Source organism: Streptomyces capparidis (genome assembly GCF_054782095.1).
This window is the reverse complement of record NZ_BAAGTD010000008.1, coordinates 112,031-138,077: the sequence shown is the minus strand read 5'-3', so window position 1 is coordinate 138,077 and position 26,047 is coordinate 112,031. Positions and strand designations below refer to the sequence as shown.

General features: G+C 75.3%; 20 protein-coding genes. 4 read left to right on the top strand and 16 right to left on the bottom strand.

All coding sequences use genetic code 11. From position 1 onward, the window contains the following. Positions 1 to 392: 392 nt before the first annotated feature. The gene (gene rpe, locus ACYVO2_RS09520) at positions 393 to 1,061 is read right to left on the bottom strand and encodes a ribulose-phosphate 3-epimerase (protein WP_461007200.1); all 669 of its coding nucleotides are present in this window, start codon (positions 1,059 to 1,061) and stop codon (positions 393 to 395) included. 313 nt (positions 1,062 to 1,374) lie between these two features. Between rpe and ACYVO2_RS09515 the strand changes: the two genes are divergently transcribed. The 3 genes from ACYVO2_RS09515 (at position 1,375) to ACYVO2_RS09505 (ending at position 6,165) form a co-directional block, all read left to right on the top strand. Beyond that, complete coding sequence (locus ACYVO2_RS09515; RefSeq protein WP_461007257.1) at positions 1,375 to 3,468, top strand: ATP-binding SpoIIE family protein phosphatase; 2,094 nt, start codon at positions 1,375 to 1,377, stop codon at positions 3,466 to 3,468. A gap of 154 nt (positions 3,469 to 3,622) precedes the next feature. After that, positions 3,623 to 3,922, top strand: a complete 300-nt coding sequence (locus ACYVO2_RS09510; RefSeq protein ID WP_461007199.1) for a hypothetical protein — start codon at positions 3,623 to 3,625, stop codon at positions 3,920 to 3,922. A 146-nt stretch (positions 3,923 to 4,068) separates the two neighbouring features. Beyond that, on the top strand, positions 4,069 to 6,165 hold the full coding sequence (locus ACYVO2_RS09505; protein ID WP_461007198.1) for an MMPL family transporter: 2,097 nt from the start codon (positions 4,069 to 4,071) through the stop codon (positions 6,163 to 6,165). Here the strand turns inward: ACYVO2_RS09505 and ACYVO2_RS09500 are convergent. Further along, entirely contained in the window at positions 6,145 to 7,575 is a 1,431-nt protein-coding gene (locus ACYVO2_RS09500) for an RsmB/NOP family class I SAM-dependent RNA methyltransferase (RefSeq protein ID WP_461007256.1), read from the bottom strand. The two genes, ACYVO2_RS09505 and ACYVO2_RS09500, sit on opposite strands and share 21 nt — an antisense overlap. 5 nt (positions 7,576 to 7,580) lie before the next feature. Further along, positions 7,581 to 8,513 carry a methionyl-tRNA formyltransferase gene (gene fmt, locus ACYVO2_RS09495; RefSeq protein WP_461007197.1) on the bottom strand — a complete coding sequence of 311 codons (933 nt, stop codon included), beginning with the start codon at positions 8,511 to 8,513 and terminating at the stop codon, positions 7,581 to 7,583. A 196-nt stretch (positions 8,514 to 8,709) separates the two neighbouring features. Here fmt and ACYVO2_RS09490 point away from each other — a divergent pair, with 196 nt between their 5' ends. Then, on the top strand, positions 8,710 to 9,174 hold the full coding sequence (locus ACYVO2_RS09490; RefSeq protein ID WP_461007196.1) for a hypothetical protein: 465 nt from the start codon (positions 8,710 to 8,712) through the stop codon (positions 9,172 to 9,174). A 94-nt stretch (positions 9,175 to 9,268) separates the two neighbouring features. On the opposite strand, the gene ACYVO2_RS09485 is transcribed toward ACYVO2_RS09490, so the two are convergent. From ACYVO2_RS09485 to ACYVO2_RS09425, 13 genes are all read right to left on the bottom strand, one after another. Next, entirely contained in the window at positions 9,269 to 11,368 is a 2,100-nt protein-coding gene (locus ACYVO2_RS09485) for a primosomal protein N' (protein ID WP_461007195.1), read from the bottom strand. A 143-nt stretch (positions 11,369 to 11,511) separates the two neighbouring features. After that, the gene (metK, locus tag ACYVO2_RS09480; RefSeq protein WP_461007194.1) at positions 11,512 to 12,720 is read right to left on the bottom strand and encodes a methionine adenosyltransferase; all 1,209 of its coding nucleotides are present in this window, start codon (positions 12,718 to 12,720) and stop codon (positions 11,512 to 11,514) included. Between the two features lie 296 nt (positions 12,721 to 13,016). Next, a complete protein-coding gene (coaBC, locus tag ACYVO2_RS09475) occupies positions 13,017 to 14,222 on the bottom strand; it encodes a bifunctional phosphopantothenoylcysteine decarboxylase/phosphopantothenate--cysteine ligase CoaBC (protein ID WP_461007193.1) in 1,206 nt (401 codons plus the stop codon). Positions 14,223 to 14,392: 170 nt separating this feature from the next. Then, positions 14,393 to 14,662, bottom strand: a complete 270-nt coding sequence (gene rpoZ, locus ACYVO2_RS09470; protein ID WP_461007192.1) for a DNA-directed RNA polymerase subunit omega — start codon at positions 14,660 to 14,662, stop codon at positions 14,393 to 14,395. Positions 14,663 to 14,846: 184 nt separating this feature from the next. After that, positions 14,847 to 15,404: a guanylate kinase gene (gene gmk / locus ACYVO2_RS09465; RefSeq protein WP_461007191.1), complete on the bottom strand. Its 558-nt coding sequence runs from the start codon at positions 15,402 to 15,404 to the stop codon at positions 14,847 to 14,849. 38 nt (positions 15,405 to 15,442) lie between these two features. Then, the gene (locus tag ACYVO2_RS09460) at positions 15,443 to 15,766 is read right to left on the bottom strand and encodes an integration host factor (RefSeq protein WP_461007190.1); all 324 of its coding nucleotides are present in this window, start codon (positions 15,764 to 15,766) and stop codon (positions 15,443 to 15,445) included. 609 nt (positions 15,767 to 16,375) lie between these two features. Beyond that, on the bottom strand, positions 16,376 to 17,233 hold the full coding sequence (gene pyrF, locus ACYVO2_RS09455; RefSeq protein ID WP_461007189.1) for an orotidine-5'-phosphate decarboxylase: 858 nt from the start codon (positions 17,231 to 17,233) through the stop codon (positions 16,376 to 16,378). Then, positions 17,230 to 18,438 (bottom strand): quinone-dependent dihydroorotate dehydrogenase, encoded by a 1,209-nt coding sequence (locus ACYVO2_RS09450; RefSeq protein ID WP_461007188.1) that lies wholly within the window; start codon positions 18,436 to 18,438, stop codon positions 17,230 to 17,232. The genes pyrF and ACYVO2_RS09450 overlap by 4 nt, the downstream gene beginning before the upstream one ends. 117 nt (positions 18,439 to 18,555) lie before the next feature. Then, on the bottom strand, positions 18,556 to 21,882 hold the full coding sequence (gene carB, locus ACYVO2_RS09445; protein WP_461007187.1) for a carbamoyl-phosphate synthase large subunit: 3,327 nt from the start codon (positions 21,880 to 21,882) through the stop codon (positions 18,556 to 18,558). Beyond that, entirely contained in the window at positions 21,875 to 23,035 is a 1,161-nt protein-coding gene (carA, locus tag ACYVO2_RS09440; RefSeq protein WP_461007186.1) for a glutamine-hydrolyzing carbamoyl-phosphate synthase small subunit, read from the bottom strand. Before carA ends, carB begins: the two co-directional genes overlap by 8 nt. Beyond that, positions 23,032 to 23,718 carry a PH-like domain-containing protein gene (locus ACYVO2_RS09435; protein ID WP_461007185.1) on the bottom strand — a complete coding sequence of 229 codons (687 nt, stop codon included), beginning with the start codon at positions 23,716 to 23,718 and terminating at the stop codon, positions 23,032 to 23,034. Before ACYVO2_RS09435 ends, carA begins: the two co-directional genes overlap by 4 nt. Then, on the bottom strand, positions 23,715 to 25,007 hold the full coding sequence (locus ACYVO2_RS09430) for a dihydroorotase (protein WP_461007184.1): 1,293 nt from the start codon (positions 25,005 to 25,007) through the stop codon (positions 23,715 to 23,717). Before ACYVO2_RS09430 ends, ACYVO2_RS09435 begins: the two co-directional genes overlap by 4 nt. Beyond that, entirely contained in the window at positions 25,004 to 26,044 is a 1,041-nt protein-coding gene (locus tag ACYVO2_RS09425) for an aspartate carbamoyltransferase catalytic subunit (RefSeq protein WP_461007183.1), read from the bottom strand. Before ACYVO2_RS09425 ends, ACYVO2_RS09430 begins: the two co-directional genes overlap by 4 nt. Positions 26,045 to 26,047: the final 3 nt, after the last annotated feature.

Here is a 26,047-nt window from a genome sequence, read left to right as displayed (position 1 = left end):
TCCCATCAACGGCGGCTCCTGGTGTGGAGCGGTGTTCCCCCAGGATCCACCGGCAGGCGGCTTGCGCGTAAGAAGGCGAATGGCCCCACTGCCGCCGCGAGGCGGGCCCAAGGCGCGGACCAGGCATTTCTCCACCGCGAGCCCGGAAAGACAACAGCACGGAACTCACCGGGTGCGGAAAACCGGTGGCCGCGGGGCCGCCCGCGCCGGGCGCCGGACGAAGCGCGGGTCCCGGCGTCCGGGCGCCGGGACCCGCACGGCGGGTGCCGCCCTCCCCCCGAGGGGGGATGCCGCCCTCGGCCGTAGGGCGCACGCCGCCCCGACCCGCTGTGCGGGTGCCGTCCCCGCACCACGCGGACGGTACCGCTCTCACCGCGCGGGCGGCCCCGTCCTCACCGCCGCGGGGTGGCGGCCCCCGCCCGCTCCCGCAGCTTGCGCACCGCCTCGGCCGGGTCGTCCGCGCCGTAGACGGCGGAGCCCGCGACGAACACGTCCGCGCCCGCCTCGGCGCACCGCTCGATGGTCGCGTCCGACACGCCGCCGTCCACCTGGAGCCACAACTGGAGGCCGTGCTTGTCGATCAACTGCCGGGTCCTGCGGATCTTGGGCAGCATCACGTCGAGGAACTTCTGGCCGCCGAACCCGGGCTCGACCGTCATCACCAGCAGCATGTCCAGCTCGGGCAGCAGGTCCTCGTACGGCTCGACGGGCGTGGCGGGCCGCAGCGCCATCGCCGCCCGCGCCCCCTTGGCCCGGATCTCCCGGGCCAGCCGCACCGGGGCCCGGGCCGCCTCGACGTGGAAGGTGACGGACCCGGCCCCGGCCTCGACGTACTGGGGCGCCCAGCGGTCCGGGTCCTCGATCATCAGATGGCAGTCGAGGGGGGTGTCGGTCGCCTTGCGCAGCGACTCCACCACCGGCACGCCGAGGGTGAGGTTGGGGACGAAGTGGTTGTCCATGACGTCCACGTGGAGCCAGTCGGCCCCCCGCACCGCGTTCGCCTCGTCGGCGAGGCGGGCGAAGTCGGCGGACAGGATGCTGGGGTTGATCTGCACGGCCATGGCCCCAGTATCCCGGCCGCGGCCCCCCGGACCGCCGCCGGGCCGCCGCCGGGCCGCCACGGGGCGGCCGCCCGGGGCCGCCCGGGGTGGACCGTCCGATTTGATCACTTTAGGATGGTTTGTTGAACACAAGATCCGTAGTCAACCGGATCCGCCACGGCAGCCGCCCGGCCCGCGGCTCCCCACGGGGAGTCCGCCGCCGCGGCCGGTCCGTCCGGGCTGCGAACCGAGGATCCGCCACCGCGGATCGGAAGGGCGGCACGTGCACACCGAGCGCGTCGGAACCACGTCCGTGGACGTCACCGGTCCCCCGGTGGCCGCGCCGTCCACGCCCGACCGCGCCCGGGCGCTGGCCGCCGTCGGCACCGGCGTGTGCCGCTGGGACCAGCGCGCCGGCACGGTGGAGCTCGACGCCGAGGCCGCCCGGCTGCTCGGGCTGCCCGCGGAGCCCGCCGCCCTGCCGGTGCTCGCGGTGCGCGCGCGCTTCCACGCCGAGGACTTCGTGGAGCTGGGCTCCCTGCTCTCGCTCGCCCGCGCCGAGGAGTCCGTCGCCGAGGCGCCGCTGCGCGTGATGGACGAGGACGGGCAGGTGGCGCGGGTGGTGCGGCTGCGGCTGCGGCCGCTGGGCCGGGACCGCGCGGCCGGCGAGCTGCTCGGCACCGTCCAGGAGGAGCTGCCCTCCCCCGCGGCGCCCCGGGGCGAGGCCGGGGCCGCGGGAGCGCGGGCGGCGGGCGACCGGCGGCGGGCCAGGGAGGCGTTCCTGCTGGACGCGGGGCGGGCGCTCGCCGAGGCGGACAGCACCGACGAGGTGCTGCGGGTCACCACCCGCCTGTCGATGCCCGGCTTCACCCCGGACGGCCTGATCGTCTTCGGCCGCAGCGGCGACCGGCTCACCGTGATCGGCCAGCACGGCTACCCGCGGGACTACCTCCCGCCGTCCACCATGGTCTCGATGGACGCCGACCACCCGGCGGCCCAGGTGGTGCGCACCGGCCGGGCGGTGTACGTGTCCTCGCGCGAGGAGTACGTCCGGCGCTTCCCGCGCACCTGGCCGCTGGTGCGGCGGTTCGGCCGCGCCTCGTGGGCGTTCGTGCCGCTGGTGGCGGGCGGGCACACGATCGGCGCCTGGATGGCGGCGTTCGCCCATCCGGTGGCGTTCACCTCGGACGAGCGCGCGGTGCTCACGACCATAGCGAGGCTGCTCGCCCACGCCCTGGAGCGCGCGCGGGTGCACGAGTCGGAGCGCGCCCTGTCCGACGGCCTCCAGCGCGCCATGCTGCCCGTGCGCGCGCCCGGCATCCCCGGCATGGCGCTGGCCGCCCGCTATGTGCCGACCGGCGGCGGCCTCCAGGTCGGCGGCGACTGGTACGACGTGATCCCGCTGCCCAGCGGCAGGACCGCCGTCGTCATCGGGGACGTGCAGGGCCACGACGTGCACGCGGCGGGGGTGATGAGCCAGTTGCGCATCGCGCTGCGCGCCTACGCCGCCGAGGGGCACCGGCCCGACGCGGTGCTCTCCCGCGCCTGCCGCTTCCTCGCCGGGCTGGAGACGGACCGCTTCGCCACCTGCCTGTACGTGGAGATCGACCCCGAGCGGGCCACGCTCGATCTGGCGCGCGCCGGCCACCTCAACCCCAGCGTGCGGCTCGGCGACGGCACCTGTGTGGTGCGGGAGGTGCCCGGCGGGCTGCCGCTCGGCGTGCTGCCGGAGGACGACTACCCGGTCAGCCGCCTGGTGCTGGAACCGGGCGAGGTGCTGCTGGTGTGCACCGACGGCCTGGTGGAGGCCGGCGGCCACGACCTGGACTCGGGTCGGCGGCGCATCCACCGGGTGCTCGGCGGCAGCCCGTCCGCCTCCCTGGACGCGGTGCAGGGCCTGGAGGAGCTCGCCGACTGCCTGGTCGGCGCCGTGCACGGCCCGGCCTCCCACCACGCGCCCGGGCCGCTCGCGGACCGGCGCGAGGACGACATCGCCCTGGTGCTGCTGCACCGCGAGAGCGGCACCGCGCCCTCGCCCGCCCGCCGCATCGAGCTGGTCATCGCGCAGGCCGAGACCAGGCGGGTCGCCGAGGTCCGCGCCAATGTCCGCGCCACGCTGCGGGACTGGGCCCGGCCCGAGCTGGTGGACACGGCCGAGCTGCTCGTCTCCGAGGTACTGACGAACGTGCTGGTGCACACCGACTCCGACGCGCTGCTGTGCGCCGAGCTCACCGGGCCGCCCGGGCGGAGCAGGCTGCGCGTGGAGATCGTCGACTCCGGCGACCAGTTGCCGCACCGCCGCACCCCCGGGGAGCTGGCCTCGTCGGGCCGCGGCCTGCTGCTGCTCGACGCGCTGGCCGACGCCTGGGGCGTGGAGCCGAGCGGAACCGGCAAGACCACATGGTTCGAGCTGCTGGAACACCGCTGAGCGGCGGTGGGGCGGAAGGGGGGAGGCCGCCGGGGGCCAGGAGGGCTCCATTTCCCGCGATTCCGCACTTTTCTTCCCTAAATCCGCTTAATCGGGCATTGGGTGGCAAACCCAACAGAGGAGATCGCGGCGACGGGAAGAAGGGAGTTCCTCCATGACGACCGGCGCGCACACCCCCCACGACGAGCACCCCCACGAGCACGGCAGCGGCTGCGGCCACGTCGCCGTGCCCCACGCCGGCCACGTCGACTACGTCCACGACGGTCATCTGCACCGGGCCCACGAGGGCCATGTGGACGAGTGCGAGCCCGAGGGCCACATCGTGCACGAGGGCCACGACCACCGGCACGGGCCGGACTGCGGGCACGTGTCGGTGCCGCACGGCGGCCACGTCGACTACGTCCACGACGGGCACCGGCACGCCGAGCACGACGGCCACTGGGACGACCACTGAACGGCGGGTGGCGCCGCGGGCGCCGGGTCGGGGCACCCCCGGACCGGCGCCCGGACGCCGCGGAGCGCACCCGGCCGCACGGGACGGGGACGGCGGCCCCTGAGGCGGGTGGGCGGCGCGGCGGCGCGGAGCGGTTCGCGACGCTGGTGTGCGGGCGGCGCGGCAAGTGGGCCGTGGTCGCGGTGTGGCTGATACTGATCGTCGCCGCCGCCCCCGCGGCGCAGAGGCTGACCGGCGCCCAGGAGAACGAGACCTCCGCCTGGCTGCCGGGCAGCGCCGAGTCCACACGGGTGGTCGAGGTCGCCAAGCGCTTCCGCAGCGACGCCACCGTGGCCGTGCTGGTCTACGCCCGCGACGGCGGCCTGACCGAGCGGGACCTGCGGTCGGTGGCCGAGGACGCCCGGCGCGTCCGCGCGCTGAGCACGCACGGGATCGACGGCCGCGCCGCGACCGGACCGTTCCCCGACCGCGCGGACGCCCCCCGGGCCGCGCAGATCCTGGTGCCCGTGGAGCTCGGCGACACCGGCTGGACGAGACTCGCCGAGGCGGCCGACGAGCTGCGCGCGCCCGCGGCCGACCGGCCGGAGGGCCTGTCCTTCCACGTGACCGGCCCCGGCGGCACGGGGGCCGACTCCGCCGACGCGTTCGAGGGCATCGACGGCACGCTGCTGTTCTCCGCCCTCGCGGTGGTCGTGGCGATGCTGCTGCTGACGTACCGCAGCCCCACCCTGCTCCTGCTGCCGGTGCTGTCCACCCTCGCCGCGCTGGTCGGCGCCCAGGCGGTGGTGTACCTGCTGGCCGCGCACACCGGCCTGGTGGTGAACGCGCAGAGCGCCGGCATCCTGACCGTCCTGGTGTTCGGCGCCAGCACCGACTACGCGCTGCTGCTGGTGGCCCGCTACCGGGAGGAGCTGCGCCGCCACGAGGACCGGCACGAGGCGATGGCGCGGGCCCTGCTCCGCGCCGGGCCCGCGGTCGTGGCGAGCGCGGCGACGGTGGCGCTCGGCATGCTGTGCCTGCTGGTCGCGGACATGAACTCCACCGCCGGGCTCGGCCCGGTCGCCGCGGTCGGCGTCCTCGTCGGCCTGGCCGCGATGACCACGCTGTTCCCCGCGCTGCTGGTCGTGTCGGGACGGCGGGTCTTCTGGCCGATGGTGCCGCACACCGGTTCGGCGGAGCCCACGGCGCGCGGGGTGTGGGCGCGGGTGGGCCGCAGGGTGGCCCGCCGTCCGCGGACGGTGTGGGTGGCGACGGCGGCCCTGCTCGCGGTGCTGGCCGGCGGGATGACGGCCCTGCGCGCGGACGGCCTGTCCTACGCCGAGGGCTTCACCGACCGGCCCGAGTCGGTGGCCGGCATGGAGGTGCTGTCCCGGTACTTCCCCGCGGGCTCGGGCGAGCCGGTCGTCGTCACCGCGCGGGCCCCGGCCGCGGGCGAGGTGAGCCGGGCCCTGGCGGCCGTGCCCGGGATCGTCCCGGACAGCGTCGGCACCCCGCCGGGCCTGCCCCGGGAGCGCGGCGGGACGGTCTACCTGGAGGCCACGCTGCGGGACGCCCCCGACAGCGCCGCCGCCGAGCGCACGGTCGAGCGGGCCCGCGAGGCGCTGCACCGCCTCGACGGCACGGAGGCGCGGGTCGGCGGCAACACCGCGATGCGCATCGACGCCCAGCGGGCCGCGGCCCGCGACCGGGCCCTGGCCATCCCGCTGATCCTGCTGGTGGTGCTGGCCGTCCTCGCGCTGCTGCTGCGGGCCCTGGTCGCGCCGCTGCTGCTGGTGCTGTCCGTGGTGCTGTCGTTCGCCGCCGCGCTGGGCGTCAGCGCGCTGGTGTTCCGGCACGTGTTCCACTTCGCGGGCGAGGACACCTCGTTCCCGCTGTTCGTGTTCGTGTTCCTGGTCGCCCTCGGGATCGACTACAGCATCTTCCTGATGCACCGGGTCAGGGAGGAGTCGGCCCGCCACGGCACCCGCCGGGGCACGCTGACGGGCCTCGCCGCCACCGGCGGGGTGATCAGCTCCGCGGGCCTGGTGCTGGCCGGGACGTTCGCGGCGCTGGCCACCCTGCCGATCGTCAACTTCGCCGAGCTGGGCTTCGCCGTGGCGTTCGGGGTCCTGCTGGACACCTTCGTGGTGCGGTCGGTGCTGGTGTGCGCGCTGTGCCTGGACCTGGGGCACCGGGTGTGGTGGCCCAGCGGGCTCGACGCGGGACGCAAGCCCGCGGCGGCCTCAGCCCGTCCGCCGCAGTAGGGCCAGGTACATCGCGTCCGTGCCGTGCCGGTGCGGCCACAACTGCACGTCGGGCCCGTCGCCGAGACCGGGCACGCCGGGCAGCAGCGGCCGGGCGTCGATCCACTCGGCGCTCACCGGGGGGCCGCCGCGGCCGCGCAGCACGTCGTCGACGACCGCTCGGGTCTCGGCCTGGTGCGGGGAGCAGGTGGCGTAGCCGACGACCCCGCCGACCCGCACCGAGTCCAGCGCGCCGCGCAGCAGCTCCCGCTGGAGCGGCGCGAAGCCGGGCACGTCCTGCGGGCGGCGCCGCCACCTGGCCTCCGGGCGGCGGCGCAGGGCGCCCAGGCCGGTGCAGGGCACGTCCACCAGCGCCCGGTCGAAGGTGCCGGGCCGCCAGGCGGGGGCCGTGGTGTCGGCGGTGACCACCTGGTGGGCGCCGGGCACGGGCGCCAGGGCGCGGGCGACCAGACGGGCGCGGTGCGGCTGCCGCTCGGCCGCGAGCAGCGCCGCGCCGCGCTGCGCGGCGAGCGCGGCGAGCATGGCCGCCTTGCCGCCGGGACCCGCGCAGCCGTCCAGCCAGCGCCGGTCGTCCCCGTCCAGCGGGGCCGCGGCCAGCGCCAGGGCGACCAGTTGGCTGCCCTCGTCCTGCACCCCGGCCCGGCCGTCGCCGACCACCTCGAGCTCGGCGGGGTCGCCGCCCGCGGCGAGCCGCACCGCGTACGGGGACCAGCGCCCCGGCTCGCCCACGCCCTCGGGCAGCGCCCGCAGCAGCGCGTCGGCGTCGGCCAGGCCCGGGCGGGCGGCGAGCGTCACCTCGGGACGGTCGTTGTCGGCGGCGAGCAGGGCCTCGATGCCCTCCCGCCCGCCGCCGAGGGAGTCCCACAGCGCGGAGACGATCCAGCGCGGGTGGGAGTGCACCACCGCCAGGTGCTCCTCGGGCGAGGCGTCCCAGGGCGGCGCGACCCGCTCCAGCCAGCCGTCCAGGTCGTGTGCGGCCACCCGGCGCAGCACCGCGTTGACGAACTTCGCGCGGCCGTCGCCGAGGACGCCCCTGGCCAGGTCGACGGTGGCGGAGACGGCGGCGTGCGTGGGGATGCGGGTGCCGAGCAGTTGGTGGGCGCCGAGCGCGAGCACGTCGAGCACCGGCGGGTCCACCTTGGCCAGCGGCCGGTCCACGCAGGCGGCGAGGACCGCCTCGTAGGTGCCGCGGCGGCGCAGCGTGCCGTAGACGAGCTCGGTGGCGAACGCGGCGTCCCGCCGGTCGATGCCGTCACGCGCCCGGGCCTGGCGCAGCATGGCGGGCAGCACCAGGTTGGCGTAGGCGTCGCGCTCGTCGACGGCGCGCAGCACGTCGTACGCGAGCAGGCGGACGGGGTCCTGGCGGGGCCGGCGGGGACGCCGGGCCTGACGGGTGCGCTGGTGGTTCACGTCGGTCACGCTCCGAGCCGCTCGCCGGTGCCGATCCGGGTACCGCGTGCCCAGTCGGCGGCCCGCATACGCTTCTTGCCCTGCGGCTGCACGTCGGTGAGCTCCACCGCGTGGCTGCCGGTGCCGACGTGGACGGTGTTCCTGCCGACGGCGAGCTCGCCGGGGGCCAGGTCGGTGCGGTCGGGCGCCACGGCGACGGGGGCGAGCTTGAGCCGCTCGCCGCGGAAGGTGGTCCAGGCGCCGGGGGCGGGGGTGCAGCCGCGCACCACCCGGTCGATCCGCAGCGCGGGCGCCGCCCAGTCCACCCGGGCGTCCTCGACCGTGATCTTGGGGGCGAGGCTGACGCCGTCCGCGGGCTGCGGCACGGCCTGGAGGGTGCCGTCCTCGATGCCGTCCATGGTGGCGGCGAGCAGCCGCGCCCCGCCTGCGGCGAGCCGCTCCAGCAGCTCCCCGCTGGTGTCGCGGGGACGGATCTCCTCGGTGACCACCCCGTAGACGGGTCCGGAGTCGAGCCCCTCCTCGATGAGGAAGGTGGAGGCGCCGGTGACCTCGTCGCCAGCCATCACCGCGTGCTGCACGGGCGCGGCGCCGCGCCACGCGGGCAGCAGCGAGAAGTGCAGGTTGACCCAGCCGTGGACGGGGATCTCCAGCGCCGCCCCGGGCAGCAGCGCGCCGTACGCCACCACGGGGCAGCAGTCCGGGGCGATGGCCCGCAGCCGCTCCAGGAACTCCGGCTCGCGGGGCCGCGCCGGCTTGAGGACCTCCACGCCCGCCTCCTCGGCCCGCCGGGCCACCGGGCTGGCGACCAGCCTGCGCCCGCGCCCCGCGGGGGCGTCGGGCCGGGTGACGACGGCCACCACCTCGTGCCTGCCGGACGCCAGCAGGGCGTCCAGAGCGGGAACCGCGACCTCGGGAGTACCGGCGAAGACGAGCCTCATCTGGGTTTCTGCGTCCTTCTGTAGGGGGCGCGCCCAAGTCTAGGGGGCGGCGCGCCGACGGAATCCGCCGCGGTTTCCCCGTGGCCGGGCGCGTGACCACGGGGCGGCTCACGCGTTGGTCAAGGCGAGATTGACCGCCGCGGGCCGCGTCTTGCCGGTCCCGTTCCCCAGCTTCGCCGGTTCGAGAGGCATTCTCATGGCCGACCACGCCACCCACGACGCCCAGGCAAGGGCCAGCCTGCACCTGCTCGTGCGGGACATCGAGCGGGTCCGCCGCCAGGTGGACGCCCTGCGTACGCTCACCGCGCAACTGGGCAACGTCTACCGCCCGCGCCGCACCGGGCCGTCCAGCGGCTTCGTGGTCTACGGCCGCGCCCCCGCGCCCACCGTCCGGCTCGCGCAGGAGCTGCGCGACAGCGTGGAGACGCTGGTCACCGCGGCCGTGGACTTCGACAGGTCGCTGGGCTTCTCGTGGGACGCGGTCGGCTCGGCGCTGGGCGTGACCAAGCAGGCCGTGCACCGCCGCTACGGCAGCCGCAGGCCCGCCGCCGTGGAGCCGAAGCTGCCCGAGCAGCCCGCGCGGCTGCCCGAGCAGCCCGCCCGCACCGTGCCCGCGGCCCGCACTCCCCCGACACCGTTCCCGGGCCCGAGGAACGTCTGAGCCTCCGGCGCCACCACCCGCGCGCCCCGCCCCGCGCGCGCCTCGGCCCGCCCCTGCCCGCCGCCGTCTCGCGCCGACCGCCGCCCAGGGCGCCTCAGCCGATGTCCAGCGGGTCGATCCGCACCCGCACGGCCTCCGGCTCCTTGCGGGCGATCCGCGCCGCCTGCGCCGTCTTCAGAGCCTTGGCCAGGGCCGCGCCCTGCCCGGGGGGCACACGCAGCAGCACCCGCTCCAGCGGCGGCCCGCCCCGCTCCCAGGCGGGCGCCGGCACCGGCCCGAGGATGTCGGTGCCCGGCGGCAGGCCGGCCGTGGCGACGAGGTTCGCCACCGCCGCCGAGGGGCCGGTGACGGACGCCATCCGGGACACCGGCGGGAACCCGAGCTCGGCCCGCTCGGCGAGCTCCCGCACCGCGTGGCCCACCGGATCCCACCGCACCAGCGCCTGCACCGGCCGCAGCCCCGGCTCGGCCACCGCCACCACGGCGCCGCCCTCCTCGCGCGGCCGCACCAGCGCGGCGGCGCCCAGCCACCGCCGCAAGGCCTCCTCCGCCGCCCGCAGATCGGGCCAGCTCAGCAGCGCCCAGCCGTCCAGCAGCAGCGCCGCCGCGTACCCGCCCTCGGCCACCGGCTCCGCGCCGGGGGTGGCGATCACCAGGGCGGGCGTGTCGGACACCGACGCCAGCACCCCGTCCCGCCCCGAGGTGCGCACCGGCACGGCGGGGAAGGCGCGGCCCAGCTCGTCCGCGGTGCGCCGGGCGCCGACCACCCGGGCCCGCAGCCGCGGGGAGCCGCACCGCGGGCAGCGCCACGCCGCCTCGGGGCGGCCGCACCAGGCGCAGCGCGCCACCCGGTCGCCGCCGGGCATCTCCAGCGGCCCCGAGCAGGCCCCGCAGTGCGCGGGCTCCCGGCAGCGCTCGCACGACAGGCGGGGGATGTAGCCGCGGCGCGGCACCTGCACCAGCACCGGTCCGCGCCGCAGGGCGTCCCGGGTGACCTGCCAGGCCAGGCTGGGCAGCCGGGCGGCGCGGGCGGCCGGGTCGCGGGCCTGCTCCTCGCCGCCGACGGTGCGCACCAGGGGCGCGGCGGCGCGCACCGCCTCCCGGGGCGGGGCCAGCGGCAGCGCCCAGCGGCTCTCCACCAGTTGCGCGCCCTCGACGGTGCAGGTCAGCCCGCCGAGCAGGAACCCGGTCCGCTCGGTGGCGGCGCGCAGCACCAGCACCTCGCGGGCGTGCGGCTGGGGGGCGTGCAGCTCGGAGTGGCTGGAGTCGCCGTCGTCCCACAGCGCCACCAGCCCCAGGTCGCGCACGGGCGCGAACATCGCGGCGCGGGTCCCGACGACGGCCCGCACCGCGCCCCGGCTGACCGCGAGCCAGCGCCGGTACCGCTCCTCCGGCCCGGCCTCCGCGGTCAGCACCACGTGGTGCCCCTCCCCGAGCAGGTCGAGCAGGGCGCGGTCCACCCGGGCGGCGGTGCGGCCGTCGGGCACCACGGCGAGGGCGCCGCGGCCCGAGGCGAGGGCGGCGGCGAGCGCGGCGGCCAGCTCGGCGGGCCAGTGCGGGCCGGGCAGGGCCGTCCACACGGCGCGGGGGTTCTCGCCGCGGGCGAGGGCGCCGAGGAAGGCGGGGCCCTTCGGGTAGCGGCTCCAGGTGCCGGGCCCGGGGGCGGGCGGTGCGGGGCGGGGCTCGGGGGACGGCTCGGCCTCGGCGCGGCCGTGCCGGGGCGGGACGGCGAGCTGGAGCACGTCGGCGAGGGTGCCCGCGTACCGGTCGGCCACCGCCCTGGCCAGGGCGAGCAGCTCGGGCCCGAGCACGGGCTCGGGTGACAGCACGGAGGCCAGCGGCGCCAGCGGCCCGCGGTAGTCGCTGGACTCGCGCCGCTCGACGATGAACCCGTCCACGAGCTGCCCGCCGGCGCGCCTGCCCCGCTCCCCCTTGACCACATGGCCGCCGAACCGCACCCGCACCCGGGCGCCGGGCACGGCGTCGGCGTCCATGGCGGCGGGCACCGCGTAGTCGTAGAACTGGTCCAGATGGGACAGGGCCTTGTCGACGGCGACCCGGGCCACGGGCAGTCGCTCGGCGAGCGCCGTCGCCGCGCGCGCCTTCGGGCGGCTCCTGCGGACGGTCTCGCGGATCAGCGCGAGCTGCTCGGGGCCGCTGTCCTCGCCCCGGTCGGCGGCGTTGTCCGTGTCCACGTCCCCCGTCCTACCAGATGGGGCGGACAACCCGAGGGGGCGGCCACCGCCGCGGGGCGCGGGCGCGCACGGACCGGCGCGGGAGCGAGCCGCTCCCGCGCCGGTCCTTCCGGTCCTGCGTGCCCGCTTCCCGCGGGTGGCGGTCAGACGCCCGCGGCGGCCTTCAGCGCCTCGACCCGGTCGGTGCGCTCCCAGGTGAAGTCCGGCAGGGAGCGGCCGAAGTGGCCGTAGGCGGCGGTCTGGCTGTAGATCGGGCGGAGCAGGTCGAGGTCGCGGATGATCGCGGCCGGGCGCAGGTCGAAGACCTGGGAGATGGCCTTCTCGATCCGCTCCTGCTCGATCTTGGCGGTGCCGAAGGTCTCCACGAACAGGCCGACCGGCTCGGCCTTGCCGATGGCGTAGGCGACCTGGACCTCGCAGCGGGAGGCGAGCTCCGCGGCGACGACGTTCTTGGCCACCCAGCGCATCGCGTACGCGGCGGAACGGTCCACCTTGGAGGGGTCCTTGCCGGAGAAGGCGCCGCCGCCGTGGCGGGCCATGCCGCCGTAGGTGTCGATGATGATCTTGCGGCCGGTCAGGCCGGCGTCGCCCATGGGGCCGCCGATCTCGAACCGCCCGGTGGGGTTCACCAGCAGCCGGTAGCCGTCGGTCTCCAGCTTGATGCCGTCCTCCAGGAGGGCGGCGAGCTCGGGCTCGACGACGAACTCGCGGATGTCGGGCGCGAGCAGCGACTCCAGGTCGATGTCCGAGGCGTGCTGGGAGGAGACCACCACGGTGTCGAGCCGCACGGCCTTGTCGCCGTTGTACTCGATGGTGACCTGGGTCTTCCCGTCGGGCCGCAGATAGGGGATGGTCCCGTTCTTGCGGACGGTGGTCAGCCGCTGGGCGAGCCGGTGCGCCAGGGTGATCGGCAGCGGCATCAGCTCGGGCGTCTCGTCGCAGGCGTAGCCGAACATCAGGCCCTGGTCGCCCGCGCCCTGCCGGTCCAGCTCGTCGTCGGCGTCGCCGGTGCGCTCCTCGTAGGCGGTGTCCACGCCCTGGGCGATGTCCGGCGACTGGGCGCCGATGGAGACCGACACGCCGCAGGAGGCGCCGTCGAAGCCCTTCTTGGACGAGTCGTAGCCGATCTCGAGGACCTTGTTCCGCACGAGGGTCGCGATGTCCGCGTACCCCTTCGTGGTCACCTCCCCGGCCACATGGACCTGACCGGTGGTGATCAACGTCTCGACGGCCACCCGGGAGGTGGGGTCGTCCTTCAGGAGGGCGTCGAGGATGGTGTCGCTGATCTGGTCAGCGATCTTGTCGGGGTGTCCCTCGGTCACGGACTCCGAGGTGAACAGGCGGCGAGACACATCGCTCCCTGGGGTTGCAGCGGCTGCTGGCTGGTCCTCCAGGCCCGCGTGGGCGGCCCTGGACGGTGGTGCCGGAACCCCTCGGGAGCTGCGCCCAAGCGATTCCGGGGGCCAGTTTATCCTTCAGCCTGCCCGCGCGAACCCCGCGTCTCGAAGACTGGATCGATTAGCGAGCGGGAGTTCACCCAGGTTTGAGCGAAGACGCGGCTGGTCAGGGCCTGTTCCCCGGCTCCGGCGGCGCCGCGGGCGCGGCGCCGCCGGCCGACTGATCACCCTTTGAGGGGAAATGCGAGCGCTCAGGTGAGACGGGCGGCGACCAGGTCCCAGACGGTGTCGGCGAGCGCCTCCTTCGGGCCGAACGGCACCGGGGTGGCGCTGCCGTCGGCGCCGAGCACCACGGCCTCGTTCTCGCCGGTGCCGAACGCCTTGCCGTCCCCGACCTCGTTGACCACCAGCAGGTCGCACCCCTTGCGGGCCAGCTTGGCGCGGCCGTTGGCCAGCACGTCGTCGGTCTCCGCGGCGAACCCGACGACGACCTGCACGGGGCGCGGGCGGTGGGCGGAGAGCTCGGCGAGGATGTCCGGGTTGCGCACCAGCGCGACGGGCTCCGGGTCCTGCCCCTCCACCTTCTTGATCTTCCCCGCGGCGTAGGAGGCGGGCCGGAAGTCGGCCACGGCCGCGGCCATGACCACGGCGTCGGCGTCCTGCGCCGCCTTCAGCACGGCCTCGCGCAGCTCGACGGCGGTGCCGGCGCGCACCACGTCCGCCCCGGCCGGGTCGGGCAGCTCGACGTTGGCCGCGAGCAGCGTCACCCTGGCGCCGCGGGCCACGGCGGTGCGGGCCAGCGCGTAGCCCTGGCGGCCCGAGGAGCGGTTGCCGAGGAAGCGCACGGGGTCGAGCGGCTCCCGGGTGCCGCCCGCGCTCACCACCACGTGGCGGCCGGCGAGGTCGGCGGCGGGGGCGGCGCCGCGGGCCAGGACGGCCCGGCACACCTCGAAGATCTCGCCGGGGTCGGGCAGCCGCCCCTTGCCGGTGTCGGCGCCGGTCAGCCGGCCCACGGCGGGCTCGATGACGACGGCGCCGCGGCGGCGCAGGGTGGCCACGTTCTCCCGGGTGGCCGGGTGCTCCCACATCTCGGTGTGCATGGCGGGGGCGAACACCACCGGGCAGCGGGCGGTGAGCAGGGTGTTGGTCAGCAGGTCGTCGGCCAGGCCGTGGGCGGCGCGGGCCAGGGTGTCGGCGGTGGCGGGGGCGACGACGACGAGGTCGGCCTGCTGCCCGATGCGCACGTGCGGCACCTCGTGCACGCCGTCCCACACCTCGGTGGCGGCGGGGTTGCCGGACAGCGCGGCCCAGGTGGCCTCGCCGACGAAGCGCAGGGCCGAGGCGGTGGGCACCACCCGCACGTCGTGGCCGGACTCGGTGAGGCGGCGCAGCAGCTCGCACGCCTTGTAGGCGGCGATGCCGCCGCTGACTCCCAGGACCACCTTGGGCCTGTGCATCGTCGCTGCTCCCTTGGGGTGCGGGTGGCGGAGGGCCGCGGGGGCGGGGTGCGCCGCGGTGGGTGCCCGCGGGGCGGGGTGGACGCGCCACGGGCCCGGCGGCCGTGGTGGCCGCCGGGCCCGTGGCCCACGCCGGTTGCCGCACGCCGCGTGCGGCGCGGCCCGGTCGACTACTGGTTCGTGTCGAGGGCCTCGGCGGTGAGCATGCCCGCGTTGATCTCGCGCAGGGCGATCGACAGGGGCTTCTCGTGGACGTGCGTGTCGACGAGCGGACCCACGTACTCCAGCAGGCCCTCGCCGAGCTGGGAGTAGTAGGCGTTGATCTGCCGCGCGCGCTTGGCCGCGTAGATCACGAGGCTGTACTTCGAGTCCGTGGCCTCGAGGAGCTCGTCGATCGGCGGGTTGATGATGCCCTCGGGCGCGGTGATGGAAGAGGACACGCTCTGCCTTTCGCTGCTTGCCACGGGGCCGCGGGCCACAAGGCCACGGCCCCGCCGGTCATGTCGGCTGTGGTCGTCTTGTCGGCTGTGACGGGTCGGCCCGTCCGGTCCGGTCTCCGGCGGCCTCGCTTCCGGGGCCCGCCGGGCCGGTGCCGGTGGGGCGGGGCGCCACCACCAGTCTGCCTCAAGCCGAACGAAGCAAGGCTAGCAGCTCACGCGCCACGTCCTCGACGGAGGTGTTGACCAGGGTCACGTCGAACTCCGACTCGGCGGCGAGCTCGACCCTGGCGGCCGCCAGGCGCCGCTCGATCACCTCGGGCGCCTCGGTCCCGCGCCCGGTGAGCCGGCGGACCAGCTCCTCCCAGGACGGCGGGGCGAGGAAGACGAGCTGCGCCTCGGGCATCGACTGCCGGACCAGGCGGGCGCCCTGGAGGTCGATCTCCAGCAGCACCGGTTCACCGCGCTCCAGCCGCTCCATGACGGCGGCGCGCGGAGTGCCGTAGCGGTTCCCGGCGAACTCCGCCCACTCGAGCAGCTCACCGTTGGCGATGAGCTTGTCGAACTCGTCGTCGTCGACGAAGTAGTAGTGCACTCCGTGCTGCTCTCCGGGACGCGGCCTGCGGGTGGTGGCCGAGACGGAGAGCCAGACCTCGGGGTGCTCCTTGCGCATATGGGCGACGACCGTGCTCTTGCCGACCCCCGAGGGGCCGGAGAGCACGGTCAACCGCGGACGATGGGTCATGGACCGATTATCCCGGTTCCCGGCGGAGCCGGGGCACGTCAGGCCTGGCCGCCACCGAACTCGCGCTCGAGCGACGCGATCTGGTTGGAGCCGAGGCCCCGTACGCGGCGGCTCTCGGAGATGCCGAGGCGCTCCATGATCTGCTTGGCGCGGACCTTTCCGACGCCCGGAAGGGACTCCAGCAGAGCGGAGACCTTCATCTTGCCGATCACATCGTTCTCCTGGCCGGCCTTGATGACCTCGTGCAGGGAAGCACCGCTGTGCTTGAGCCGGTTCTTGACCTCGGCGCGCTCCCGGCGAGCCTCAGCGGCCTTCGCGAGCGCGGCTGCGCGCTGTTCAGGGGTCAGGGGCGGAAGTGCCACGCCTAGTCACCTCAGTGGGAGTTCGAACAACAGGATGTGAGTCGCAGAGGAACCTAGTGGCTCGGGCAGAACCCGAGCAACGAGAAACGCCCTGCTGGTGGAACCTACCGCCGGAGCGTAGCCCGCTTGAACAGCGGCGTCAGGAAAAGAAACCGAAAAGTCCAGATCAGCAGGCTGCGACTCCGACATTTACGGGCGAATTGGACAGGAGTCGTGAGAAATTCCCTGCTTGACGACCTCCCGAGCGCCTTCCCGCAGGCCCGGGACCGGGCCCGCGACCCGCCCGGGGGGAGGCGCCGGGGCTCGGGGGCGGGCGGCCGGTGGAGTCCTCGGGGCAGGGGCGGGCAGGGCGGCGCGGGGGTACGGAGGGGGCGCACGGGCGCGCACCACGGACCGGGGCGAGGGGAGGGGGAGGCGGGAGGGCGGGGTGCGAGGGGTTTCGAGGTGGGGGTCCGGCGCGGGTTCCGAAGCGGGTGCGACGCGAGGCCCGGGGTGACGAGAAGGCCGCCCTCCCCCCGCCCCGCCCCGGGGTTCCCTCCCGTCGCATCACCCGCCGCTGGGGCGGCGGGTGGGGCGACGGGAGGGCGGGTGGGGCGACGGGAGGGCCGGTCAGCCCAGCGCCGCCCGCAGTTCGTCCACGTAGCGTTCGGCGGCGTCGCGCAGCGCTCGGGGGTCGGGTCCGTGGCGCAGGACGTCGCGGCTGACGCTCGGCACGACGTCGCGCGCCGCCGCCCCGAACAGGCGCGGCAGGTCCGCCGGTGTGGCGCCCTGCGCCCCGATGCCGGGGGCCAGCAGCGGCCCGCCCACGGCCAGGTCCACGCCCGTCTCGGCGAGGGTGGCGCCGACGACCGCGCCGACGGACCCCAGCGGCGCCGCGCCCGCGTTCTCGGCGGCGATCCGCTCCAGCACGGCCTGCGCGACGGTGACGCCGTCCGCCCCGGTGGCCCGCTGCACCTCGGCGCCCTCCGGGTTGGACGTCAGGGCCAGCACGAACACCCCGGCGCCGTTGGCGCGCGCGGTGTCGAGCACGGGGCGCAGGGAGCCGAAGCCGAGGTAGGGGCTGACGGTCAGGGCGTCGGAGAACAGCGGCCCCGAGGCGTCGACGTAGGCGGCGGCGTAGGCGGCCATGGTGGAGCCGATGTCGCCGCGTTTGGCGTCCATCAGCACCAGGGCGCCCGCGGCCCGCGCCTCGGCGACGGCGCGCTCCAGCACGGCGACGCCGCGGGAGCCGAACCGCTCGTAGAACGCCGACTGCGGCTTGAGCACGGCGACCCGGTCGGCCAGCGCCTCCACGACCGTGCGGGTGAAGCGCTCCAGGCCCGCCGCGTCGTCGGGCAGGCCCCAGGCGGCCAGCAGGGCGGCGTGCGGGTCGATGCCGACGCACAGCGGGCCGCGGGTGTCCATGGCCTCGCGCAGCCGAGCGCCGAAGGGCGCGGCGGCGGGGGTGGGGGCGGTGTCGGTGGTCACGCGGTGTTCTCCTCGCCGGCCTCGCGGGCCTCGCTGGTCTCGTTCTCCCGGTCCTCCCGGTCCTCCCGCTCCTCCCGGTGCGCCTCGGGCTCCTGCGGGGCGTCCACGTCCGCGCCGACCGCTTCGGCGAGGGTGCGGTGGGGGCTGGCCGCGAGCAGGGCGGCCAGGCCCCGGTGGATGCGGCGGTTCCACAGCGGCCCCTGGTAGACGAACCCGCTGTAGCCCTGCACCAGCGTGGCGCCGGCCAGGATGCGCTCCCACACGTCCTCGGCGCTCTCCACGCCCCCGACGCCCACCAGGGTGAGCCGATCGCCCGTACGGGCCCGCAGACGCCGCAGAACGGCCAGTGAGCGCTCTTTCAGGGGCGCCCCGGACAGTCCGCCCGCCCCGATGGCCGCGACCTCCTCGGGGGCCGCGGTGAGGCCCTCGCGGCCGATGGTGGTGTTGGTGGCGATGATGCCGTCCAGCCCGAGTTCCAGGGCGAGGTCGGCGACGGCGTCGACGTCCTCGTCCGCCAGGTCGGGGGCGATCTTCACCAGCAGCGGCACCCGGCGGTCGGGGCGGGCCCGGTCGGCCGCGGCGCGCACGGAGACCAGCAGGGGGCGCAGCCGGTCCACGGCCTGGAGGTCGCGCAGGCCCGGGGTGTTCGGCGAGCTGACGTTGACCACCAGGTAGTCGGCGTGCGGGGCGAGGCGCTCGGTGCCGGCGACGTAGTCGGCGACGGCCTCGTCGTCGGGGACGGCCTTGGTCTTGCCGATGTTCACCCCGACGACCACGCGGCGGCGCCAGGGCTGGGTGGCGCGGGCGGCGAGCCGCGCGGCGACGGCCTCGCTGCCGTCGTTGTTGAAGCCCATGCGGTTGACCAGCGCCCGGTCCCCGGCCAGCCGGAACAGCCGCGGCCGCGGGTTGCCCGGCTGCGGCCGCGCGGTGACGGTGCCGATCTCCACGTGGTCGAAGCCCAGCATGGACAGCGCGTCGACGCCGACGGCGTTCTTGTCGAAGCCCGCGGCGAGCCCGAAGGGACCTGGCATGTCGCGGCCGAACGCGTGCACCTTCAGCTCGGGCCGCCCGGCCGCCAGCACCCGGGCGAGCAGGGCGCGCACCCCGGGGAGCGCGGCGGCGATCCGGATGGCGGTGAAGGCCAGGTGGTGGGCCTTCTCCGGGTCCATCCGCTTGAAGAACAGGGCGAAGAACAGGGCGTACATCGAATGCTTTCTCCTCGGGGCGCGGGTGTCCGGCGCGGGCGGTGACGTGCCCGGGCCCCGGGTACCCGGCGGTGTCCCCACCGGGTGCCCGGGGCCCTTCGGCGCCGGTGCCCGCGGCTACTGGCGGGCCTGGACGAGCAGCTCGGCGTGCTCCTGGAGCGAGCGGACACCCACCTCGTCCCGGGTGACCGCGTCGATGCCCTGCACGGCGGCGGCCAGGGCCTGGACCGTGGTCAGGCAGGGCACGCCGCGGGCGACGGCCGCGGTGCGGATGTCGTAGCCGTCCAGGCGGCCCCCGGTGCCGAAGGGGGTGTTGACGATCAGGTCGATGCCGCCGTCGTGGATGAGCTGCACCACGGTCGGCTCGCCGTTCGGGCCCGGGCCCTCGCTCTGCTTGCGCACCACGGTGGCCTGGATGCCGTGGCGCCACAGCACCTCGGCGGTGCCGGAGGTGGCCAGCAGCTCGAAGCCGAGCCCGGCCAGCGCCCGGGCGGGGAAGACCAGGGCGCGCTTGTCGCGGTTGGCGACGGAGACGAACGCGCGGCCCTTGGTCGGCAGGGCGCCGTACGCGGCGGTCTGCGACTTGGCGTAGGCGGTGCCGAACATCGAGTCGATGCCCATGACCTCGCCGGTGGAGCGCATCTCCGGGCCGAGCACGGTGTCCACGCCGCGGCCGTGCGGGTCGCGGAACCTGCTCCAGGGCAGCACGGCCTCCTTCACCGAGATCGGGGAGTCCAGCGGCATGGTGCCGCCGTCGCCCGAGGGGGGCAGCAGCCCCTCGGCGCGCAGCTCGGCGACGGTGGCGCCGAGCGAGATCCGGGCGGCGGCCTTGGCCAGCGGCACCGCCGTGGCCTTGGAGGTGAACGGCACGGTCCGGGAGGCGCGCGGGTTGGCCTCCAGGACGTACAGGATGTCCCCGGCCAGCGCGAACTGGATGTTGATCAGGCCGCGCACGCCGACGCCGCGGGCGATGGCCTCGGTGGAGGCACGCAGCCGCTTGATGTCGTGGCCGCCGAGGGTGATGGGGGGCAGCGCGCACGCGGAGTCGCCGGAGTGGATGCCGGCCTCCTCGATGTGCTCCATCACCCCGCCGAGGTACAGCTCGGTGCCGTCGTAGAGGGCGTCGACGTCGATCTCTATCGCGTCGTCGAGGAAGCGGTCCACCAGCACGGGGCGGTCCGGGCCGATCTCGGTGGACTCCTCGATGTACGCGGCGAGGCGCGCCTCGTCGTAGACGATCTCCATACCGCGTCCGCCCAGCACGTACGACGGACGCACCAGCACCGGGTAGCCGATCTCGTCGGCGATCGCCTTGGCCTCGGGGAAGGAGGTGGCGGTGCCGTGCTTGGGCGCGGGCAGGCCGGCCTCGGCGAGCACCCGGCCGAAGGCGCCGCGGTCCTCGGCGAGGTGGATGGACTCGGGCGAGGTGCCGACGATGGGCACGCCGTTGTCCTTCAGGGCCTGCGCGAGCCCGAGCGGGGTCTGCCCGCCGAGCTGGACGATCACGCCGGCGACGGGCCCGGCCTCCGTCTCGGCGCGGACCACCTCCAGCACGTCCTCCAGGGTGAGCGGCTCGAAGTAGAGCCGGTCGGAGGTGTCGTAGTCGGTGGAGACGGTCTCCGGGTTGCAGTTGACCATCACGGTCTCGTAGCCCACCCCGTTGTTCGCCGGCGGCGTGCGCAGGGCGAACGAGGCGTGGACGCACGAGTAGTCGAACTCGATGCCCTGGCCGATGCGGTTGGGTCCGGAGCCCAGGATGATCACCGCGGGCTTCTCGCGGGGCGCGACCTCGCTCTCCTCGTCGTAGGAGGAGTAGAAGTACGGGGTCCGGGCGGCGAACTCGGCGGCGCAGGTGTCCACGGTCTTGTAGACGGGGCGTACGCCGAGGGCGTGCCGCACCTCGCGCACCACGTCCTCGCGCAGTCCGCGGATGTCGGCGATCTGCGCGTCGGAGAAGCCGTGCCGCTTGGCCTCGCGCAGCAGGTCGGGGTCGAGCCGGTCGGCCGCGGCGAGCTCGTCGGCGATCTCCTTGAGCAGGAAGAGCTGGTCCACGAACCACGGGTCGATCTTCGTGGCGTCGAAGACCTCCTCGGGGGTGGCCCCGGCGCGGATGGCGGCCATGACCGTGTTGATCCGGCCGTCGGTGGGCACGGCGGCGCGGGCGAGGAGCTCGGCCTTGTCGCCGGGGTCACCGGTGAAGGAGAGCTGCGAGCCTTTCTTCTCCAGGGAGCGAAGCGCCTTGTTCAGCGCCTCGGGGAAGTTGCGGCCGATGGCCATGGCCTCGCCGACGGACTTCATGGTGGTGGTCAGGCTGGCGTCCGCGGCCGGGAACTTCTCGAACGCGAACCTGGGCACCTTGACCACGACGTAGTCCAGCGTGGGCTCGAAGCTGGCCGGGGTCTGCTCGGTGATGTCGTTGGGGATCTCGTCCAGGGTGTAGCCGACGGCCAGCCTGGCGGCGATCTTGGCGATCGGGAAGCCGGTGGCCTTCGACGCCAGCGCCGAGGAGCGGGAGACGCGCGGGTTCATCTCGATGACCACCACGCGGCCGTCCTCGGGGTTGACCGCGAACTGGATGTTGCAGCCGCCGGTGTCCACCCCGACCTCGCGGATCACCGCGATGCCGATGTCGCGCAGGATCTGGTACTCGCGGTCGGTGAGCGTCATCGCGGGCGCCACCGTGATGGAGTCGCCGGTGTGCACGCCCATCGGGTCGAGGTTCTCGATGGAGCAGACGACCACGACGTTGTCGTGCTTGTCGCGCATCAGCTCCAGCTCGTACTCCTTCCAGCCGAGGATGGACTCCTCCAGGAGCACCTCGGTGGTCGGGGAGAGCGCCAGGCCCTGCCCGGCGATGCGGCGCAGCTCCGCCTCGTCGTGGGCGAAGCCGGAGCCGGCGCCGCCCATGGTGAAGGAGGGGCGGACCACGACGGGGTAGCCGCCGAGGGTCTCCACGCCCGCCAGGACCTCGTCCATGGAGTGGCAGATCACCGAGCGGGCGGACTCGCCGTGGCCGATCTTCCGGGCGACGGCGGCGACGACCTCCTTGAAGCGGTCGCGGTCCTCGCCCTTCTCGATGGCCTCGATGTTGGCGCCGATCAGCTCGACGCCGTACCGCTCGAGCACCCCGCTCTTGGCCAGGGCGACGGCGGCGTTCAGGGCGGTCTGGCCGCCCAGGGTGGGCAGGAGCGCGTCGGGCCGCTCCTTGGCGATGATCTTCTCGACGAACTCGGGGGTGATCGGCTCGACGTAGGTGGCGTCGGCGATCTCCGGGTCGGTCATGATCGTGGCCGGGTTGGAGTTGACCAGGATCACCCTCAGGCCCTCGGCCTTCAGGACCCGGCACGCCTGGGTGCCGGAGTAGTCGAACTCGGCGGCCTGGCCGATCACGATCGGGCCGGAACCGATGACCAGGACGGACTGGATGTCGGTGCGCTTAGGCACGCTCGTTCTCCATCAGGGCGCAGAAGCGGTCGAACAGGTAGGCCGCGTCGTGCGGGCCGGCCGCCGCCTCGGGGTGGTACTGGACGCTGAAGGCCGGCCCGTCGAGCAGTTCCAGGCCCTCCACCACGTCGTCGTTGAGGCAGACGTGGGAGACCCGGGCCCGGCCGAACGGGGTGTCGCTGACCCGGTCGAGCGGCGCGTCGACGGCGAAGCCGTGGTTGTGCGCCGTGATCTCGACCTTGCCGGTGGCGTGGTCCTTGACCGGCTGGTTGATGCCGCGGTGGCCGTACTTCAGCTTGTAGGTGCCGAAGCCCAGGGCCCGGCCGAGGATCTGGTTGCCGAAGCAGATGCCGAACACCGGGGTGCGGCGCTCCAGCACGCCCCGCATCAGCGCCACCGGGTGGTCGGCGGCGGCGGGGTCGCCGGGGCCGTTGGAGAAGAACACCCCGTCCGGCCGGACCGCGTACAGCTCCTCCAGGGTGGTGGAGGCGGGCAGGACGTGCACCTCGATGCCGCGCTCGGCCATGCGCCGGGGCGTCATCGCCTTGATGCCGAGGTCCACGGCGGCCACGGTGAACCGTTTCTCGCCGACGGCGGGCACCACATAGGGCTCGGCGGTGGTGACCTCGTCCACGAGGTTGGCGCCCTTCATCCCCGGGGCGCTGCGCACCCGCTCCAGCAGCTCGCCGGGGTCGGCCAGGCGGTCGCCGGAGAACACGCCGACGCGCATGGCGCCGCGCTCGCGCAGATGGCGGGTGAGGGCGCGGGTGTCTATGCCGCTGATGCCGACGACGCCCTGCGCGGCGAGCTCCTCGTCCAGGGTGCGGCGGGAGCGCCAGCTCGACGGGGTCCGGGCGGGGTCGCGCACGACGTAGCCGCTGACCCAGATCCGCCGGGACTCGCCGTCCTCGTCGTTGACGCCGGTGTTGCCCACGTGCGGGGCGGTCATCACCACGACCTGGCGGTGGTAGGACGGGTCGGTGAGGGTCTCCTGGTAGCCGGTCATGCCGGTGGAGAACACGGCTTCGCCCAGGGTCTGGCCCACGGCTCCGTAGGTGCGGCCGCGGAAGGTGCGCCCGTCCTCGAGGACGAGGACGGCGGGGCCGTGGGGCGCGCGGCGCCCGGGTTCGGCTGCGCGGGGGGTTGCGGTCATCGTGCGCCTTCCTGGTCGTGCTGGTGGTGCGGGGTGGTGCCGGCGGCGGTGAGGGCGGTGCCGTCCGGGTGGTCGCCGTCCACCAGGTGCCGCACGGCCCGGATCCAGGTGGCGTGCTCGGCGGGGTGGTCGGCGCGGAAGCCGGAGTCCAGCAGGTGCCCGCCGTGCTCCCAGGTGATCACCAGCAGGCCGCCCTCGGTGAGGACCTTGCCCGCGATGCCCTTGTCGAGGCGGGCGCCGCGCACCGCGGCGGCGGGGATGAGGAAGTCGGCGGCCCCGGGGCGGCGCACCGCGATGCCGTCGGGGCGCAGGGTCAGCTCGGCGAGGCTGCGGGAGCCCAGGCCCCGGGCGACGACGCGGTCGAGCCAGTCGCCGGAGGTGGTGGTGCCGTGGTAGCGGCCGGTCAGCTCGGCGATGGGCGGTGCGGCCGGTTCCCCGGCGGCCGCGTCCCGGGCGGGCGGGACGGGGAGCAGTTCGGGCAGGTCGTGGTGGCGGGCGCCGCGCCGCTTCCACGAGCGCCACATCAGGGCGTACACGGCGATCACCAGCAGCACCAGGAGCCCCACCCACATCAGCCGTTCCGCCAGGTGGGTGGTCTCCGCGGAGCGCTTGCCCGCCGCCAGCGCCACCGTGTGCGCCAGCCCTTCGGGGTGCAGCGACCCCGCCTGCGTGATGGAGGTCATACGAGCTTCCCGTCCCAAACCGTCGGCCTGCCCCGCAGGAAGGTCGCCGTCACCCGTCCCGGCAGCTCCAGCCCGGCGTACGGGGTGTTGCGGCTGCGGGAGACGAAGGCCGCGGGGTCCACCGGTCCACGGTAGTCCGGGTCCACCAGGGTGAGGTTGGCGGGCTCGCCGGGTGAGACGGGACGGCCCTGCCCGGTGAGGCGGCCGATGCGCGCCGGGCGGAACGCCATCCGGTCGGCGACGCCGGCCCAGTCCAGCAGCCCGGTGTCCACCATGGTGTGCTGCACCACGGACAGCGCGGTCTCCAGGCCGACCATGCCCATGGCGGCCACGGCCCACTCGCAGTCCTTGTCCTCGGTGGGGTGCGGGGCGTGGTCGGTGGCGACGCAGTCGATGGTGCCGTCGGCGAGCGCCTCGCGCAGCGCGGCCACGTCCTCGGCGGTGCGCAGCGGCGGGTTGACCTTGTAGACCGGGTCGTAGGAGCGCACCAGCTCGTCGGTGAGCAGCAGGTGGTGCGGGGTGACCTCGGCGGTGACGTCCCAGCCCTTGGACTTGGCCCAGCGCACGATCTCCACCGAGCCCGCGGTGGACAGGTGGCAGATGTGCACGCGGGAGCCCACGTGGGCGGCGAGCAGCACGTCCCGGGCGATGATCGACTCCTCGGCGACGGCGGGCCAGCCGCGCAGGCCGAGCTCGCCGGAGACCGGGCCCTCGTTCATCTGGGCGCCCTCGGTGAGGCGGGGCTCCTGGGCGTGCTGGGCGACGACGCCGTCGAACGCCTTCACGTACTCCAGGGCGCGCCGCATGATCACGGCGTCGTCCACGCACTTGCCGTCGTCGGAGAACACCCGCACCTGCGCCGCGGACTCGGCCATCGCGCCGAGCTCGGCGAGCTGCTTGCCCTCCAGGCCCACGGTGACGGCGCCGACCGGGTGGACGTCGCAGTAGCCGTGCTCCCGCCCGAGCCGCCACACCTGCTCGACCACGCCCGCGGTGTCGGCGACGGGGAAGGTGTTGGCCATGGCGTGCACGGCGGTGAACCCGCCCTTGGCGGCGGCGCGGGTGCCGGTGAGCACGGTCTCGGAGTCCTCGCGGCCGGGCTCGCGCAGATGGGTGTGCAGGTCCACCAGGCCGGGCAGCAGCACCTGGCCCGCGGCGTCGAGCACGGTGGCGCCGTCCGCGGGCAGGTCCCGGCCGACGGCGGCGACGGCGCCGTTCTCGACCAGGACGTCCGCCGGGTCGCCGCCGAGGATCCTCGCGCCGCGGATCAGGGTCTTGTGCTCGCTCACTTGCTCTCCTCGGGGCGGGCCTGGGTGGCGGGGACGGTGGCGGCGGGCGCGGCCAGGGCGGGCTCGGCGCCGCCGAGCAGCAGGTACATCACGGCCATGCGCACGCTGACGCCGTTGGTGACCTGCTCGACGATGGTGGAGCGCACGGAGTCGGCGACCTCGGCGGCGATCTCCATGCCGCGGTTCATCGGCCCCGGGTGCATGACGATGGCGTGCTCGGGCAGCGCGGCCACGCGGGCGGCGGTGAGGCCGTAGCGGCGGCTGTACTCGCGCTCGGTGGGGAAGAACGCGGCGTTCATCCGCTCGCGCTGCACCCGCAGCATCATCACGGCGTCGCACTTGGACAGGGAGGCGTCCAGGTCGTAGGAGACCTCGCAGGGCCAGCCCTCGACGCCGATGGGCAGCAGGGTGGGCGGCGCGACCAGGGTGACGTGCGCGCCCAGGGTGTTCAGCAGGTGGACGTTGGAGCGGGCCACCCGGCTGTGCAGGACGTCGCCGACGATGGTGACGCGGCGGCCCGCCAGGTCGCGCCCCGTGCCGTCCCCGGGGCCGCGGTGGTGGGTGGGCCCGCCGTCGGGGGCGCCCGCGAGGTGGCGGCGCATGGTGAAGGCGTCCAGCAGGGCCTGGGTGGGGTGCTCGTGGGTGCCGTCGCCGGCGTTGACGACGCTGCCGCCGATCCAGCCGGAGTGGGCCAGGCGGTGCGGGGCGCCGGAGGCGGGGTGCCGGATGACCACGGCGTCGGCGCCCATGGCCTCCAGGGTCAGCGCGGTGTCCTTCAGCGACTCGCCCTTGGAGACCGACGACCCCTTGGCGGAGAAGTTGATCACGTCGGCCGACAGGCGCTTGGCGGCGGCCTCGAAGGAGATGCGGGTGCGCGTGGAGTCCTCGAAGAACAGGTTGACCACGGTGCGCCCGCGCAGGGTGGGCAGCTTCTTGATGGGGCGGTCGGCGACGCGGGCGAGCTCCTCGGCGGTGTCGAGGATCATCAGGGCGTCGTCGCGGTCGAGGTCGGCGGCCGAGATCAGGTGGCGCTTCACTGG